A 13,958-nucleotide genomic window follows, 5' to 3' on the forward strand; every position below is an offset into this window, starting at 1 on the left:
GCGCCGAACCGGCCGCCCGCGACCAGGCGTTCGGCGGGGGCGGAGGGTCAGGTCGCTGACGGTGGCGTCGTGGGGGTGGTCGGTGCTACCCGTCGGTGCTACCCGGGCGGGGTGTCCTGGAAGACCGGCAACCGGCCAACTGGGGCCTTTCCTGGGCGTGTTGTCCGAGGTGGGGCGCGCGGTGACGCTCCCACGCCGGGCGTGCGCGGCGGTGCGGGCACGCCTTCGACGGTTGCGGCGCGCCGGTCGGGTACCGGACAGCGGGTGCCGGGTCGGGGCCCGTTCGGCGGGCGTGTGCGCTCCGACGTTGTGCCGAGGTGCGACCGGGGCGCGGTCGCTCCGGCGCGTGCGACGGGGGGACGGGCCCCGGCCCGTATCGCCGCTGGCGGGACGGTGCCGCGGGCGGGAGCGGGCTCGCGGTTGCGGCGGCGTCCGGCATGGGAAAGCGCAGGTAAAGGGAGGGTTCGGGGGCAGGTGGGCGGGCCGGTGGCATGCGCCCGCGGGATCCGGCCAACCCTCGCCGGGGCTCTTTCGACGCTCGCGCCCGTCCTTGCAGACTCTCGGTGACGGTCGGCCGGACGTCCCCCGCGTCGTCGGAAGCCGCGTCACACTCCCCCGCGAGGCGCCATGGAGCGACCGATGGACATGCGCTACGAGGCGTACACCTACGCCGATCCGGTCTTCTACGACTCCCCGGTCCAGTGGGCGGCCCGCGACGAGTTCCCGGCGGCTGCCGGGGCCGCGCCGGACGGCTGGGTGCGCGGCCTGCGCGAGGCGTGGGTGGGCTACCGGCCGGGCGCGGTGCCGTTGCCGGAGCGGGGGTGGAGGATCCACGTGTCGGCCTGCCTGGAGAACGCGCCGCGGATCCTGGACGTGGTGCGGGCGTACTGCTTCGGGCACGGGGTGGCGTTCGAATTCCTGCGCAGCCCGGCGTTGGTGCGGCTGCAGAACGCCGAGTACGCCCCGCGCGACTCCAGTGGGACGTTCATGACGCTGTACCCGGCGGACGACGCACAGTTGGAGCGATGTCTCGGCGGGCTGGACGAGGCCCTGGCGGGGGCGCCCGGCCCGGGCATCCCGGGCGGTCTGCGGTGGCGGCGCGGTCCGCTGTACCTGCGCTACGGGGCGTTCGCCGAGCAGTGGTGCCGCACCGGGGAGGGCGAGGTGGTGGCGGCGCTGCGCGAGCCGTCGGACGTGCTGCGTCCGGAGGTGCGGCGGGTGGCGTTCGACCTGCCGGAGTGGGCGCCGGTGCCGGCGGTGCTGGCCGGGGCGGTGGCGGGCGCGGGGCTCGGGAGTGTCGACGGTTTCCCGTTCACGGTGGAGCGGGTGCTGCACGTCTCGAACGGTGGCGGGAGCTACCTGGCGCGGCCGGTCGGCGGTGGCGAGCGGGTCGTCCTGAAGGAGGGCCGCCCGTTCGCGGGCCTCGATCGGCGTGGTGAGGACGCGGTGCGGCGGCTGGCGTGCGAGCAGCGGGCGTTGGAGGCGCTGGCGGGTCTGGGCGCGGTACCGGCCCTGCTGGGTGAACTGACGGCGCGGGGGCACCGTTTCCTGGTGCGGGAGTACGTGGCGGGCGAGGGATTGCACCGCTGGTTCGGCCGGCGCTTTCCGCTGGTGCGCGCGGAGGCGGACGAGGTGGCGGTGGCCGCGTACCGGGAGGAGGCGCTGGCGGTGCTGGATGCGGTGGAGCGTGCGCTGCGTGCCGTCCACGGTCGGGGCATCGTCCTCGGGGGTCTGCATCCGCGCGATGTGGTCGTCCGCGAGGACGGGTCGGTGGTCTTCGTCGACTTCGAACTCGCCTCCCCGGCGGGAGAGTTCGTGCACCCCGGGGTGGGTGAGGCCGGGTTCACGGCGCCGGCCGGGGTGACCGGGTTCGAGGTGGACGAGTGTGCGCTAGGGGCGCTGCGGATGTGGGCGTTCCTGCCGCTGGTGCCACTGACTGCGCTGCATCCGGCGAAGGGTGCGGCGCTGGCCCGTTCCGCCCGGAAGCGTTTCGAGCTGCCGATCGGCTACCTGCCCGAGGGCGGGTCGCGCGGGGAGGCTCAACTGGCCGCTGTGGAAAGCCTGTTCGGGGACGGGCGGGAGGGTTGGCCGCGGCTGCGGAACGGGCTGGTGGCGGCGATCGCCGGGAGTGCGACGCCCGAGCGTGCCGACCGGCTGTTCCCGGGCGACCCCGCGCAGTTCACCCACGACGCCCTGGGTCTGTCGTACGGCGCGGCGGGCGTCCTGTGGGCGCTGCACTCGGTGGGCGCGGGCGTCGATCCGCGGCATGTGCGGTGGCTGGTCGACGCGGTGGAGCGGCGGCCCTGCCGGCCCGGACTGTTCGTCGGCGCGCACGGCGTCGCGTGGGCGCTGGACCGGCTGGGCCGGCGCGGGAGCGCGCTGGGGCTGTTGCGGCGCCTCGAGCGGGACGACGAGCCGGGTGCCGGGCCCGGGCTGTCGGCGGGACTGGCGGGTATCGGGCTGGCACGGTTGCACTTCGCCCGCGTCACCGGCGACCGCGCGCTGCTCGCCGCGGCCGTCGACAGTGCCGACCGGGCCGTTGCCGCCCTCCGGCTGGGCGAACCCGCGCCGGCGCCCACGGCGCGGCCCGGACTGCTGCACGGCGCGAGCGGGACCGCGTTGCTGCTGGTCCGGCTGTTCGAGGAGTGCGCGGACCCGGCCCTGCTGGACCTCGCCCGGGCCGCTCTCGACCAGGACCTCTCGCGCTGCGTCGTCGCCGAGGACGGCACGCTGCGGGTGGACGGCCGGACATCGGCGTGCTTGGAGTCAGGCAGCGCGGGCATCGCTGCCGTCGCGCACGCCCTGCTGCGGCACCGCCCCGATTCCGTGCTGGCCGAGCAGGTGGGGCGGCTCCGGGCCGCCGCAGAGCCGGAGTTCGTCGCGCAGCCGGGCCTGTTCAACGGGCGGGCCGGGCTGCTCGCGCTGCTCGCCCTGGACCCTTCCGGGCCTGCGCCGGACGATGACGTGATCGACCGTCATGTTCGCCGCCTGGCCTGGCACGTACTGCCTCGGCAGGGCCAACCTGCGTTCCCCGGCGAGCAGTTGCTGCGCCTGTCGATGGACCTGGCGACCGGCACCGCCGGGGTGCTGACGGCCCTGGCCTCGGTGTACGACGGTAGCGCACCGATGCCGTTCTGGCCGGCCGGCAACTGAACCGTCCACGCGGGCGGTTCGGCGGATCGGGGGGTGGCGGCCTGTCGGTCGGCGCGCCGGGGCGGTGCGTCACAATGAGCGGATGACGGACGATCGGCTGCGGGTGGTGCTGGCGGAGGACTCGGCGGTGCTGCGGGACGGCCTGGCGGAGTTGCTGACCGTGCGGGGGCTGGAGGTGGCGGCGGCGGTCGGTAGCGGCGAGGAGTTGCTGGCGGCGGTGGCGGAGCACCGGCCGCGGGTGGCGGTGGTGGATGTGCGGATGCCGCCGACGCACACCGACGAGGGGGTGCGGGCGGCGTTGCGGATCCGGCGGCGCTGGCCGGAGGTCGGGGTGCTGGTGTTCTCGCAGCACCTGGAGACCGGCTGGGTGACCCGGTTGCTGGCGGACGGTGCGGCCGGCATCGGCTACCTGCTGAAGGAACGGGTGGCCCGGACCTCGGAGTTCGTCGACGCGCTGCACCGGGTGGCGGCGGGCGGCACCGCCCTCGACCCGGAGGTCGTCACTCACCTGATGCGCGCCCGCCGGCGCAGTGCGGTGGACGAGTTGACGGCCCGTGAGCGCGAGGTGCTGGCGCTGATGGCCGAGGGCCGTTCCAACCGGGCGGTCGCGCAGCGGCTCTCGGTGTCGGAGCGGGCGGTGGAGAAGCACGTCGCCTCGGTGTTCACCAAGTTCGACCTGCATGCCTCGCCTGCGGACAACCGTCGGGTGCTGGCGGTGCTGGCCTACCTCGCCGAGACGGGCGCCTGAAGGTCAGCCCGGGAGGCGGAGCTTGGCGGCGTTGCGGATGCGTCGGGTCCGCCCGCCCTCGGCCAGTGCCGCCACGACCGTCCCGACCGTCGCGGTCTGGGCGGCGTGGAGCTGGCACCAGTTGGACGCCGCGAGCAGTTCCTCGGCGTCCCACGGTTCGTCCAGTGTCACCGCCCGCAGCAGCGTCCACTCGCGCAGGCGCCTGGAGACGAACTCGCCCGCTGCCACGGGCCCGGTCATCTCGTCGCGCCAGGCCGGGTAGCCGGGGTCGGTGAGCAGTGCGGCGGCCCGACCGTCGAGGTACTCGCGGACCGCGCTGTTGGCCATCGCCGTGTCGGGGTCGGTGAGCACCCGGGCGATCAGTGCGGCCACGTCCTGCGAGGACGCCTCGGCGAACTCCGTGAGGTAGCGGGCCCACCGGATGTGTTCGTCCGGTTCCCGGTCCCAGTACTCCCCCGTCATCACCGATCCTGTCGTGCCCCGCGCGTTGTTCAGTGGGCCTGCTCGATGACGTCCTGGAGGTACTGCACGGCGAGTTTCTCCGCGTGGTGGCGTCGTTCGACCGTCGCGTCGCCGTCCTGTTCGGACCAGCGGCGGTAGAGGTCGACAGTGGCGAGGAGCGCCTGCCCGGCCTGGTGGCGATCGTAGCCGCACAGCGTGGCGCGGAGGGCGCGGGCCTCCTCGGGGGCGACGGTCTCCAGGCGGCGCACGCCGCGCGGGTCCGCGCCGGCCCGGCGGGCGGCGAGCGGCCCGAGGACGATGCCGCGCAGCTGGGCGAGGACGCCGATGGTCTCGAACAGTTCGCCGCGGCCGAGCTTCGTCGCGCCGTAGTGCACCCAGACCCAGAACCGGTCCTCGACCCACTGGGGATCGAACTCCTCGGCTGTGGGCGGCTGTTGGGCGAGGGCTCCGGCCAGCAGGCCGTCGCGGTCCCAGAGGATTTCCGGGTCCTCGATCCGCGAGGCGAAGTCGGAGACCCGGACGAACTTGAAGTCCACGTGCAGCAGCGGCGGCCCGACCAGGGAGACGATCAGGCGGGGCTCGCCGACGTGCTCCCCGGTGAACCCCGCCACCAGCGGTGCCCAGGAGCCGATCAGCGGCAGCCGTTCCCCCATGACCGCGTCGTACGCCGCGTCGTCGATCACCACGATCAGGTCCACGTCCGAGTAGACGTCGGAGTCGCCCGTCATGATCGACCCGCCGATCGCCGCACCGGCGACGCGTGCGTCCTGCCGGATGCGCGGGAGCGTGTCGTCGAGGAACTTGCTGTGCAGGGCGGGGATGTCCATCTGCTTTCCTTCCGGCCGGAGCAAAGCAGACCAACGTAGCACCCGACGGAGTGTCACCGGTCGGATTTGCGCGCGCGGTTCGACGGCGACGACGGCGGGTCCGCCGCCCGGTGGGCTGCCGATCCGGGGGTGATCAGTGTGGCGCGGTTTCGATGACGAAGCCGTGGAGGAGCGTTCCGGTGCTGTCGGGGTCCTCGATCATGGGACTGTGGCCGACGCCGTCGAGGATCTCGATGCGGGCGCCGGGGACTTGGCGGTACTCCTGGGCGGCGGAGGGACGCCAACGGTGGTCCTGCGAGCCGAAGACCACCAGGGTCGGCAGGCCGAGGCCGGAAAGCCGGTCGGGGATGGGCCGTTCCTTCACGTACGCGCTGGACGCCTCGTCGGTCGCGGTGAGGCTTCGGTAGGTCATGCCCCGGACGTCGGCGACGATCCGGTCGGGGATCTTCACCTCGCGGGTGAACGCGGAACTCAGCGCGGCGCGGATGGTGCCGTCGGTACGAAACCGCCAGAGGAGTTCCGCCACCACCGGCGTGGACAGCAGGTGAGCGGCGAAGCTGTCGCCGATGTACGCGTCGAGGCGCGGGCCGGTGTCGAGCAGCGCGATCGCCCCCACCAGGTCGCGGCGCTGCTCGGCCAGCGCGGTGGCGACGGCACCGCCGGTGGAGTGCCCGACGACGGTCGCGCGGTGCACCCCGAGTTGGTCGAGCGCGACACCGACCCGGCGCGCCTGCTCCTCCATGCCGTAACCACCGGCCGGTTTGGCCGATCTGCCGTGCCCGAGCAGGTCCACCCGCACCACGTGCAGGTCCCGCAGCGCCGGCAGGACCGGGTCCCACCACGCCGTCGAGCCGCCGAGGCCGTGCAGGAGCACCACCGTGGGCGCGCCGGGCGGCCCGTCCTGGACGACATGGAGGTCCCCACCGGGGATGTGCACGATCTGGTCGCCGGAGGCCCCCGCCGTCTGGCCGCGCACGGACACCGTGTTCCCCGTGAGGAGGAGGGCCAGCACGCCGGCGGCGAGCAGGGCGATCCGCCACCGGCGGGTCCGCGCCCGCCGTCGGCGCGGGACGTTCGGGGCCGCGTCCGGCCGGCTGTGGGGGTGTTCGTTCTGCGGGGCGTTCGGCTCGTTCATGACTCCTCCGTCGGTTGGCTTCGGTGCGAGGTGCGCGGCGCGCGGTGCGAGGTGCGCGGCGCGCGGTGTCGGTGCGACGTGCGCGGTGCGCGGCGTGCGGTGTCGGTGCGACGTGCGCGGTGCGCGGTGCCACCACTCTTGCGGTGGCGGGCGCGGGGAGTCTTGGAGAAATGTCGCGTCTCGCACGGTGGTTGATTCCGCTGCCGAGCCGCTCGTACCGTCGAGGCGTGCACCCTGTTGTCCGGACGGCAGACCCCACCGCTGCCTGGGAGATCGCGCGACCGTCACGAGTGACCGTGCTGCCCGGTGTCGAAATGGCCGGGTTCCGCATTCGCGGTGACCGCCCGATCGACCTACGAGTCATTCCTCACCCGGCCGTCACCGTGGCTCTCGATTTCGGTGACCGCCCGTTCGACATCCGCGGCGCGGCCGGCCGGATGCGGTCGGAGAGCCTGGCCGCCGGGCTCGGCTTCCGTGCCTTCCAGGTGTGCGTCGAGGGTGCCGACTGCGTGCAGATACGCCTGTCTCCGCTTGTCGCGCACCCCGTACTCGGGCTCCCGCTCGCCGAGTTGCGCGGGAGCGTCGTCGCGCTCGACGACCTGTGGGGCCGGGCCGTGCCGCGCCTGCGGGAACGGCTTCACCAGGCACGAACCTGGCCTGAGCGATTCGCGCTGATCGACACCGAGCTGATGACCCGGTTCCGTGCGGGCCCGGGGGTCGATCCCGAAGTGGCCTGGGCCTGGCGCCGGATCGTCGCCGGCCACGGACAGACCCGGGTGAGCGAGCTCGCGGGCCTGCTCGGTTGGAGCCGCCAGCGCACGTGGTCGCGCTTCGGCTCGCAGACCGGCCTGACGCCCAAACGCGCCGCGATGCTGGTCCGCTTCGATCGCGCCGTCCACCGACTGGTCCGCGGGGACGCTCCCGCGCAGGTGGCCGTCGATGGCGGCTATGCCGACCAGTCCCATCTCCACCATGACGTCCGCGCGTTCAGCGGGACAACTCCCGCCGGTGCCGCGCACGAACCGTGGCTGGCCGCCGATGACCGGGCCTGGCCGGCACCCGGCGGCACCGAGTGGCCGCCAACGGTCAGAGAGTGAGCGGCAGTTCGGCCGTGATGACGGTCGGGCCGCCCGGTGGGCTGGTGATGCGGAGGGTGCCGTCGACGGCGGCGAGGCGGGTGGTGAGGCCGTGGAGGCCGTGGCCGGGGGTGGGGGTGGCGCCGCCGGGGCCGTTGTCGTGGAGGGTGAGGCGGGCCCTGGTGGGGGTGGTGGTGAGGGTGAGGGTGGCGGCGGTGGCGGTGCTGTGTTTGGTGATGTTGGTGAGGAGTTCGGCGGCGCAGTACCAGAGGGTCTGTTCGACGGCTTCGTCCGGGCGGCGGGGCAGGTCGAGGTGGAGGGTGACGGGGACGGCGCAGCCGGCGGCGAGGGCGGGGAGGGCTTCGGCGAGGCCGCCGTCGAGGCCGGTGGGGCAGAGGCCTCGGGTGAGGGCGCGGAGTTCGGCGATGGTGTCGTCGGTCTGGGTGCGGGCGCGGTCGAGCAGGGTGCGCAGGCGGGGGTCGGCGGGGGCGTGCTGGGTGAGGGTGTCGTCGGCGAGCGAGAGGGTGATGGCGAGGGCGACCAGCCGGGCCTGGGTGCCGTCGTGGAGGTCGCGTTCGAGGCGGCGCAGCCTCTCGGTGCCGGTGGTGAGCAGGGTGTGGCGGGCCGCTTCGAGGTGTTGGACGCGTTGTTGGGTGCGGGCCGGTCCGAGCAGGTGGCGGGCCAGCCGGCGGTTGGCGTCGGCGGTCAGGCGGACGAGTGGTGGGGTGAGGGCGAGCAGGGCGAGGCCAAGCGGTGGGGCGGCGAGGTCGAGCGGGGTCGCGGGGTGCGGGCCGTCCTCGAGCAGGCGCAGCCAGAGCGGGAAGCCGAGCAGCCAGCCGCTGCCCAGTGGCAGCAGGACGGCGGCGAGGCCGAGTACGCCGAGGGGCAGGCGCAGCAGCAGGTAGCCGAGGGTGCGCCAGGCGACGGTGTCGGTGAGTGCGGCCCTGATCCGGGCGGTTGCCCCGTGCGGACAGGCGGCCGGGCCGGGCGCGGGGACGGTCTCGTCGAGCAGCCGGCCCGTCAACCACCGGTTCGGCAGGCCGAGTTGGCGGGCGCCGGTGAGTGCGAGCGCGGTGACCGGCAGTCCGACGACCGTCAGCGAGAGCAGCACCCCCGCGTACAGCGCGGCCAGCGCGTAGGCCGCGCCGAGCAGCGCCACCGGCAGTCCGAGCACCAGGAACGCCACGTCTCCGGGTCGCACCGCCCACCAGCGTCGCATCCTCATCGGCCCAACCTCCGTCTCCCGTACCGGCGATCATGATCTCCCGGCGACGGGCTCATTCGTGCGCGCTGCCCGCCGGGGCCCGCCGCATCGCGGCAACTGCGGCCGCCAGCACGGTGGGTACGGTGAGCAGGGCGGCCACGGCGGCGATCCAGGCGCAGGTGGTGACGGGGACGGTCGGCACGGCGCGTCCGGTGGCGGCGATGCTGAACGCGGCCGTGGTGGTGGCGGTGACGGCGCCGCCGAGGAGCAGGCCGAGGGCGGCGGTGACGGCGGCTTCCAGGGTGAGGACGCGCAGGACGTCCGCGCGGGTCGCGCCGAGCAGCCGCAGCAGAGCGAACTCACGGCGGCGTTCGCCGGTGAGTGCGGCCAGGGTGGTGACGGTGGCGATCGCGCCGAAGGAGCTGAGCAGGCCGAGTTCGGCCTGGCGCAGCCAGGTGTCGGTGGCGGAGGTGGCGCCGGTGGGCGGGCCGGCGGCCGCGTGCAGAGCGGTGGCGGTCATGGTCGCCATGGTGGCGGAGAGGCCGGTGAGCAGGGCGATCGGGACGACCGCGGAGGCGAGGCGGCGGGCGTAGCCGCGCAGGTTGGCGTCGGCCTGCCAGCCGGTGGCGGGCAGCAGGGCGCGCAGCGCGAGGCCGAACGGGGCGGTGGTGAGCGGGGCGAGCAGCGGGCCGGCGAGGGCGACGCCGGCGAGCAGGACGAGGGTGGCGAGCAGCGTCGCCTGCGCGGCTTTGTCGACGTCGGCGGGCGGCCGGGTCGCGGCGAGGCGCACCAGCAGTGCTCCGCCGGTGAGGGCGGCGGCCGCGGCGAGCAGGCGAACGGGGCCGGGCCGCCGGTCCGGGCCGGAGCTGTCGGCGAGGGCCGCGGCGGGCGCGGGCGCGGTGACCTGGCGGGCGGTCAGGGTGGCGGCGAGGGTGACGACCAGCAGGGTGAGCACGGTGGCGGCGGCTGCGGCGGGGAGGACGGCGCCGAGCCGGGCGTGTGGGGCAGCCATCATGCGGTGCTGGAGCGCGGCGAGGAAGGTGCGGGCGGCGGCGGTGCCGAGCAGGGCGCCGGGGGTGGCTGTCAGGACGAGCGTCAACGCGGCCTGTCGGCGCAGCAGTTGGCGGATCTGTCGGGGTGTGGCGGCGACGGTGCGCAGCAGGGCGAGGTCGCGGTACTGGTGGCGCAGAGCGAAGCCGAGCGTGTTCAGGGCGACGAAGAACGCCACCAGTACGGTGATTTCGCCGAACGCCCCGGCGATCAGCCCGAGTCCGGGCCCGCGCACCTCGCGCCGGTCGGCGGCCGGTACGCCGTGCTCGGCGAACAGCAGCGCGCCGAGTGCGGTGAGGGTTGAGACGGCGAGCAGCAACGCGGCGGCGAGACCGGCGAACCCGGCGGGGCGGCGGCGCAGTTGGCTCCAGGCGAGCACTGTGGTCATCGCGCCTCGCCTCCCGTCGTGGCGAGCGCGGTGGCGACGGCTGGGGCGGGGAGGGTGGCACCGATCCGGGCGTGCGGGGACGCCATCATGCGGTGCTGGAGTGCGGCGAGGAAGGTGCGGGCGGCGGTGGCACCGAGCGGTGCGAGCTTCAACGCGGCCAGCCGGTACAGCAGTTGGCGGATCCGTTGGGGTGTGGCGGCGACGGTGCGCAGCAGGGCGAGGTCGCGGTACTGGCGGCGCAGGGCGAAGCGCCGGGCGGGCGCACCCAGTGCAGTGGCGGCGGCGAGCAGCAACGCGATGGCCAACCCGGCCGAGCGACACCGTAGTTGGCGCCGAGCAAGTACCGCGCCCAGCACGCCTCGCCTCGCAGCGCGCCCGGCGGCAGCAGCCTGCCCGGCCAGCACGCCGAACGCGGCGGCGACAGCGAGCAGCAACGCGACGACCAACCCGGCCCGGCGGCCCCGCAGTTGGCGCCGGGCGAGCACCGCGCCCAGCACGCCTCGCCTCGCAGCGCGCCCGTCGGCAGCAGCCTGCCCGGCGAGCACGCCGAACGCGGCGGCGACAGCGAGCAGCAACGCGACGACCAACCCGGCCCGGCGGCCCCGCAGTTGGCGCCGGGCAAGTACCGCACTCATCACACCTCGCCCCCCGCCGCAGCCAGCGCGTCGGCGACCTGGTGGGCCGTCGGGTGGTGGAGTTCGTCGACGAGTTGGCCATCGGTGAGGAGCAGGACCCGGTCGGCATGTGCGGCGGCGGTGGGGTCGTGGGTGACCATGACGCAGGTGGTGCCGTCCTGGTCGACGGCGGTGCGGAGCAGGTGCAGGATTTGGGTGCCGGTGGTGCGGTCGAGGGCGCCGGTGGGTTCGTCGGCGAACAGGACGCGTGGGCGGGAGACCAGGGCGCGGGCGATTGCGACGCGTTGTTGTTGGCCGCCGGAGAGTTGGGCGGGGCGTTGGCGTTCGCGGCCGGCCAGGCCGACCCGGGCGAGGGCGTCGTGGACGGTGGGGCGGGCGGGGCGGTGTCCGGCCATGCGGCCGGGGAGTTCGACGTTCTGGGCGGCGGTCATGCCGGGCATCAGGTTGAACGCCTGGAAGACGAAGCCGACTTGCTCGCGGCGCAGTCGGGCGAGGCGACGTTCGGGCAGGGTGTGGATCGCGGTGGGGCCCCACCAGATCTGCCCGCGGTCGGGGCGGTCGAGGCCGGCCAGGCAGTGCAGCAGGGTGGTCTTGCCGGATCCGGACGGGCCCATCACGGCGGTGAACGTCCCCGGCCGGAATTCAACCGTCACGCCGCGCAGGACGGGGACGTCGCTGCCGCCGCGCCGATAGCCGCGGTGCACGCTTTCGGCGCGGACGGCGAGCTCCACTTCGGTACTCGTTGCGCTGTTCATGTGTTCATCGTGCGTCGCGGGGAACTGCTGTTTCGCCCGTGCCAGCACCCGTTCTCGGGGTTCGGAAAACCGCACCCCCGCGCCGCGAGAGACCGGGGTCAGGTCGGGCCGTCCACCCGGGCAAAGGTGTATCCGGGGGCAGGCAGGCCCTCGATCACGCCGGGCAGGGCGTCGGCGGTCTGTGAGCGGTCGCCGCTGCCATGGGGCATCGGGCATCGGGATCAGTGAGCTGGGCCGGGTCCGGTCGAGGACGGCCCGGGTGATCGCGTCGGCGCCGGGCCGGGCCCGGTCGGACGGCTCGATGTCCCACAGCACCACGGTGGCCTCGCTCTCGGTGAGCCGGCGCAGCACATCGGGGGTGCGGGAGCCGTACGGCGGGCGGAGCATTCGCGGGCCCGCCTCGCCGACGGATCTGGCGATCGCCTCGTCGGTGCGCCAGGGCGTGCGGGCCGCCGCAGAGGAACGTCGCGGGAACGGCGCACCGGTCGAGGACGTCCAGGATCCGGCCGGTGCACGGCGGGTTGGGGCCGTCGTCGAAGGTGGGCTCGACGAGGGGACGTCGGCGGTCGCCGGAGAACAGGCGGCGGCCGGCGCGGCGTGTGCCTTCCGGTGCGGGGATGCCGGCGTCGATGCCGGCGAAAATCTGCGCGGCGTGGCGGCCGGGGCGGGCCGTAGCCGGGGCACGCGGGCAGCACCCACGGGTCGGCGTGGCGGCCGGGGCGCACCGAAGCCGGGGCACGCGGGCAGCACCCGCGCGTCGGCGCAGCGTCAGGCCGGCGCTCATCAGGCCGCCGTCGAGCATGCCGTTGGTGGAGTCGATCACCGCCAACAGGCTTTCCGCCGGTGGCGGCGAACTCCCTTTGCCGGCCGAGCAGATGGTCGGCGAGGGCACTGATCCGGGCGGCCGGGCCACCGCGGGGCGGCCCACCGCGAGTGGTGGGCCGCCCAGGGCCGGGTCAGTGGCTGGAGATGCTGACCTTGCGGAAGTCCACCCGCAGGTTCGGGAAGCCGTCGCCCGGGGCGTTCTGGTCGTCCTCGCCGCCGGCCGCGATCTTCTGCAGCACGTCGAGCCCGCCGGTGATCTGGCCGAACGGGGTGTAGTTGGGCCGCAGCTTGGTGTCCTTCCAGACGATGAAGAACTGGCTGCCGTTGGTGTCCGGGCCCGCGTTGGCCATTGCGACGGTGCCGGCCGGGTAGGTCGCCCCTTCGAGGTTCTCGTCGGGGAAGGAGTAGCCCGGGCCGCCGCTGCCGGTGCCGGTCGGGTCGCCGCACTGCAGCACGTACAGGCGCTGGGTGGTGAGGCGGTGGCAGTGGGTGCGGTCGTAGTAGCTGCGTTCGGCGAGGAACCGGAACGAGAAGGTGGTGCAGGGGGCCTTGTCGGTCAGTGCCTTGAAGGTGATCGCGCCCTGGGTGGTGCGCAGGGTGGCGCTGTACGGCTTGGCCGCCTTCTTCGCGTCGAAGACCGGGATGCCCTTGAAGTTGTCCGCCGGCACCGCGGGCGAGTACACGCACCCGGCGCCGGCGGTGGTCGCGGCGGCCGCGGGTTCGGCGGCCACCGCGGTGGTGGAGAGGGCGAGCGGCAGGGACAGGGCGGTGAGCAGCGCCCAGGACTTGCGCTTCATTGTGCGGTTCCCCCAAGGGAGTTGACGGTTGTCGCCCGTCGGACGTGATCAGGGACCTGCCATACCTGCCCACTCAGGCCCCACCCACACCCCGCACCGCAACAGTCGCACCCTTGCCGCTCGCCGGTGTTCCCTTGCGTCCCCTCCGGGGAGGGTCAGTGCCCCCAGGCGGAGAACTCGGCGACGGCGTTGTTGCCGCCGCCACCGGCCGGCTGCGGGACGTAGAACATCAGGTCGGTGCCGTTCGAGTCGTAGCTGTTCGAGCCCACGTACGGGTTGTCCCAGTGGACCTGGATGATCCGGCCGTTCAGCACCGGGTTGGCGCAGCTCTCGGCGTAGAACCGGGCGTAGCCCTCGGTGCCGGTGGCGAAGCCGTTCGACTCGGACGCCCAGCTGCCCTGCTGCCCGTTGTAGATGTGCACCGGCGGCTGGCTGGTCCAGATGCCGTGCGAGAGCCACCAGTTCTCGCGGGTGAGGGTGCAGCCGGTCCAGTTGTTCAGCTTGACCGCCGTGCTGCGGGCGGCAGTTGTGAGGGCCGGCGCGGCGGCGGGCGACTTGGCGGTGGCCGCCTCGGTGGTGGTGGCGGCGGACGCGGTGCCGGTCAGCGCGACGGTGAGCGCGGCGGCGGCCGCGAAGGCGCCGGCGATGCGGGCGTAGGTTCCCATGGGTTCTCCCCCCGGAGTGGTCCGCCGGTCTCTCCGGCGGCCATGTCACTACTGTGGGCCGCCGCAATAAACCTCCAATTGACGAACACATAACGGCCACATTCATCGGCCCGCCCGCCGCACCGGGCCCACACCGAAAGGGTGACCGCGCGCAGGGCCTCTCGTGCGCCCCCGGAGCGGGGCAGGCCAGGGGCCGCGCCACGGTGCGCCGGTGCGAGATCCGGCCGAACGGAAAAGG

At 74.3% G+C, this 13,958-nt stretch carries 12 protein-coding genes; 3 read left to right on the plus strand and 9 right to left on the minus strand.

Annotated elements, in window-relative coordinates:
- Positions 1 to 639: 639 nt before the first annotated feature.
- On the plus strand, positions 640 to 3,153 hold the full coding sequence (gene lanKC, locus ACFYST_RS33840) for a class III lanthionine synthetase LanKC (protein ID WP_387868010.1): 2,514 nt from the start codon (positions 640 to 642) through the stop codon (positions 3,151 to 3,153).
- A gap of 82 nt (positions 3,154 to 3,235) precedes the next feature.
- Positions 3,236 to 3,901: a LuxR C-terminal-related transcriptional regulator gene (locus tag ACFYST_RS33845; RefSeq protein ID WP_387868013.1), complete on the plus strand. Its 666-nt coding sequence runs from the start codon at positions 3,236 to 3,238 to the stop codon at positions 3,899 to 3,901.
- 3 nt (positions 3,902 to 3,904) lie between these two features.
- On the opposite strand, the gene ACFYST_RS33850 is transcribed toward ACFYST_RS33845, so the two are convergent.
- From ACFYST_RS33850 to ACFYST_RS33860, 3 genes are all read right to left on the minus strand, one after another.
- On the minus strand, positions 3,905 to 4,363 hold the full coding sequence (locus ACFYST_RS33850; protein ID WP_387868016.1) for a hypothetical protein: 459 nt from the start codon (positions 4,361 to 4,363) through the stop codon (positions 3,905 to 3,907).
- A 29-nt stretch (positions 4,364 to 4,392) separates the two neighbouring features.
- On the minus strand, positions 4,393 to 5,190 hold the full coding sequence (locus tag ACFYST_RS33855; RefSeq protein WP_387868018.1) for a nucleotidyltransferase domain-containing protein: 798 nt from the start codon (positions 5,188 to 5,190) through the stop codon (positions 4,393 to 4,395).
- A 133-nt stretch (positions 5,191 to 5,323) separates the two neighbouring features.
- Positions 5,324 to 6,325: an alpha/beta fold hydrolase gene (locus ACFYST_RS33860; RefSeq protein ID WP_387868020.1), complete on the minus strand. Its 1,002-nt coding sequence runs from the start codon at positions 6,323 to 6,325 to the stop codon at positions 5,324 to 5,326.
- A gap of 290 nt (positions 6,326 to 6,615) precedes the next feature.
- Between ACFYST_RS33860 and ACFYST_RS33865 the strand changes: the two genes are divergently transcribed.
- On the plus strand, positions 6,616 to 7,422 hold the full coding sequence (locus tag ACFYST_RS33865; RefSeq protein WP_387868022.1) for a helix-turn-helix domain-containing protein: 807 nt from the start codon (positions 6,616 to 6,618) through the stop codon (positions 7,420 to 7,422).
- Here the strand turns inward: ACFYST_RS33865 and ACFYST_RS33870 are convergent.
- The 6 genes from ACFYST_RS33870 to ACFYST_RS33895 all read right to left on the minus strand — a co-directional run bounded on the left by ACFYST_RS33870 (position 7,412) and on the right by ACFYST_RS33895 (position 13,720).
- Complete coding sequence (locus tag ACFYST_RS33870; RefSeq protein WP_387868025.1) at positions 7,412 to 8,626, minus strand: sensor domain-containing protein; 1,215 nt, start codon at positions 8,624 to 8,626, stop codon at positions 7,412 to 7,414. The two genes, ACFYST_RS33865 and ACFYST_RS33870, sit on opposite strands and share 11 nt — an antisense overlap.
- 52 nt (positions 8,627 to 8,678) lie before the next feature.
- Positions 8,679 to 10,043: an FtsX-like permease family protein gene (locus ACFYST_RS33875; RefSeq protein WP_387868027.1), complete on the minus strand. Its 1,365-nt coding sequence runs from the start codon at positions 10,041 to 10,043 to the stop codon at positions 8,679 to 8,681.
- A complete protein-coding gene (locus ACFYST_RS33880; RefSeq protein ID WP_387868030.1) occupies positions 10,040 to 10,678 on the minus strand; it encodes a hypothetical protein in 639 nt (212 codons plus the stop codon). The genes ACFYST_RS33875 and ACFYST_RS33880 overlap by 4 nt, the downstream gene beginning before the upstream one ends.
- The gene (locus tag ACFYST_RS33885) at positions 10,678 to 11,433 is read right to left on the minus strand and encodes an ABC transporter ATP-binding protein (protein ID WP_387868033.1); all 756 of its coding nucleotides are present in this window, start codon (positions 11,431 to 11,433) and stop codon (positions 10,678 to 10,680) included. Before ACFYST_RS33885 ends, ACFYST_RS33880 begins: the two co-directional genes overlap by 1 nt.
- A 956-nt stretch (positions 11,434 to 12,389) precedes the next feature.
- Positions 12,390 to 13,055 carry a peptidylprolyl isomerase gene (locus tag ACFYST_RS33890; RefSeq protein ID WP_387641869.1) on the minus strand — a complete coding sequence of 222 codons (666 nt, stop codon included), beginning with the start codon at positions 13,053 to 13,055 and terminating at the stop codon, positions 12,390 to 12,392.
- A 155-nt stretch (positions 13,056 to 13,210) separates the two neighbouring features.
- Positions 13,211 to 13,720 (minus strand): hypothetical protein, encoded by a 510-nt coding sequence (locus ACFYST_RS33895; RefSeq protein ID WP_387641866.1) that lies wholly within the window; start codon positions 13,718 to 13,720, stop codon positions 13,211 to 13,213.
- Positions 13,721 to 13,958: the final 238 nt, after the last annotated feature.

The sequence above is a fragment of the Kitasatospora sp. NPDC004614 genome (assembly GCF_042873675.1).
Lineage (GTDB): Bacteria > Actinomycetota > Actinomycetes > Streptomycetales > Streptomycetaceae > Kitasatospora.

Bases quoted from the DNA above. Each gene is read 5' to 3' on its own strand.
- ACFYST_RS33890 (WP_387641869.1), bottom strand. From the start codon at position 13,055: ATGAAGCGCAAGTCCTGGGCGCTGCTCACCGCCCTGTCCCTGCCGCTC.
- ACFYST_RS33850 (WP_387868016.1), bottom strand. From the start codon at position 4,363: ATGACGGGGGAGTACTGGGACCGGGAACCGGACGAACACATCCGGTGG.
- ACFYST_RS33845 (WP_387868013.1), top strand. From the start codon at position 3,236: ATGACGGACGATCGGCTGCGGGTGGTGCTGGCGGAGGACTCGGCGGTG.
- lanKC (WP_387868010.1), top strand. From the start codon at position 640: ATGGACATGCGCTACGAGGCGTACACCTACGCCGATCCGGTCTTCTAC.
- ACFYST_RS33880 (WP_387868030.1), bottom strand. From the start codon at position 10,678: ATGAGTGCGGTACTTGCCCGGCGCCAACTGCGGGGCCGCCGGGCCGGG.
- ACFYST_RS33895 (WP_387641866.1), bottom strand. From the start codon at position 13,720: ATGGGAACCTACGCCCGCATCGCCGGCGCCTTCGCGGCCGCCGCCGCG.
- ACFYST_RS33855 (WP_387868018.1), bottom strand. From the start codon at position 5,190: ATGGACATCCCCGCCCTGCACAGCAAGTTCCTCGACGACACGCTCCCG.
- ACFYST_RS33860 (WP_387868020.1), bottom strand. From the start codon at position 6,325: ATGAACGAGCCGAACGCCCCGCAGAACGAACACCCCCACAGCCGGCCG.
- ACFYST_RS33875 (WP_387868027.1), bottom strand. From the start codon at position 10,043: ATGACCACAGTGCTCGCCTGGAGCCAACTGCGCCGCCGCCCCGCCGGG.
- ACFYST_RS33885 (WP_387868033.1), bottom strand. From the start codon at position 11,433: ATGAACAGCGCAACGAGTACCGAAGTGGAGCTCGCCGTCCGCGCCGAA.
- ACFYST_RS33870 (WP_387868025.1), bottom strand. From the start codon at position 8,626: ATGAGGATGCGACGCTGGTGGGCGGTGCGACCCGGAGACGTGGCGTTC.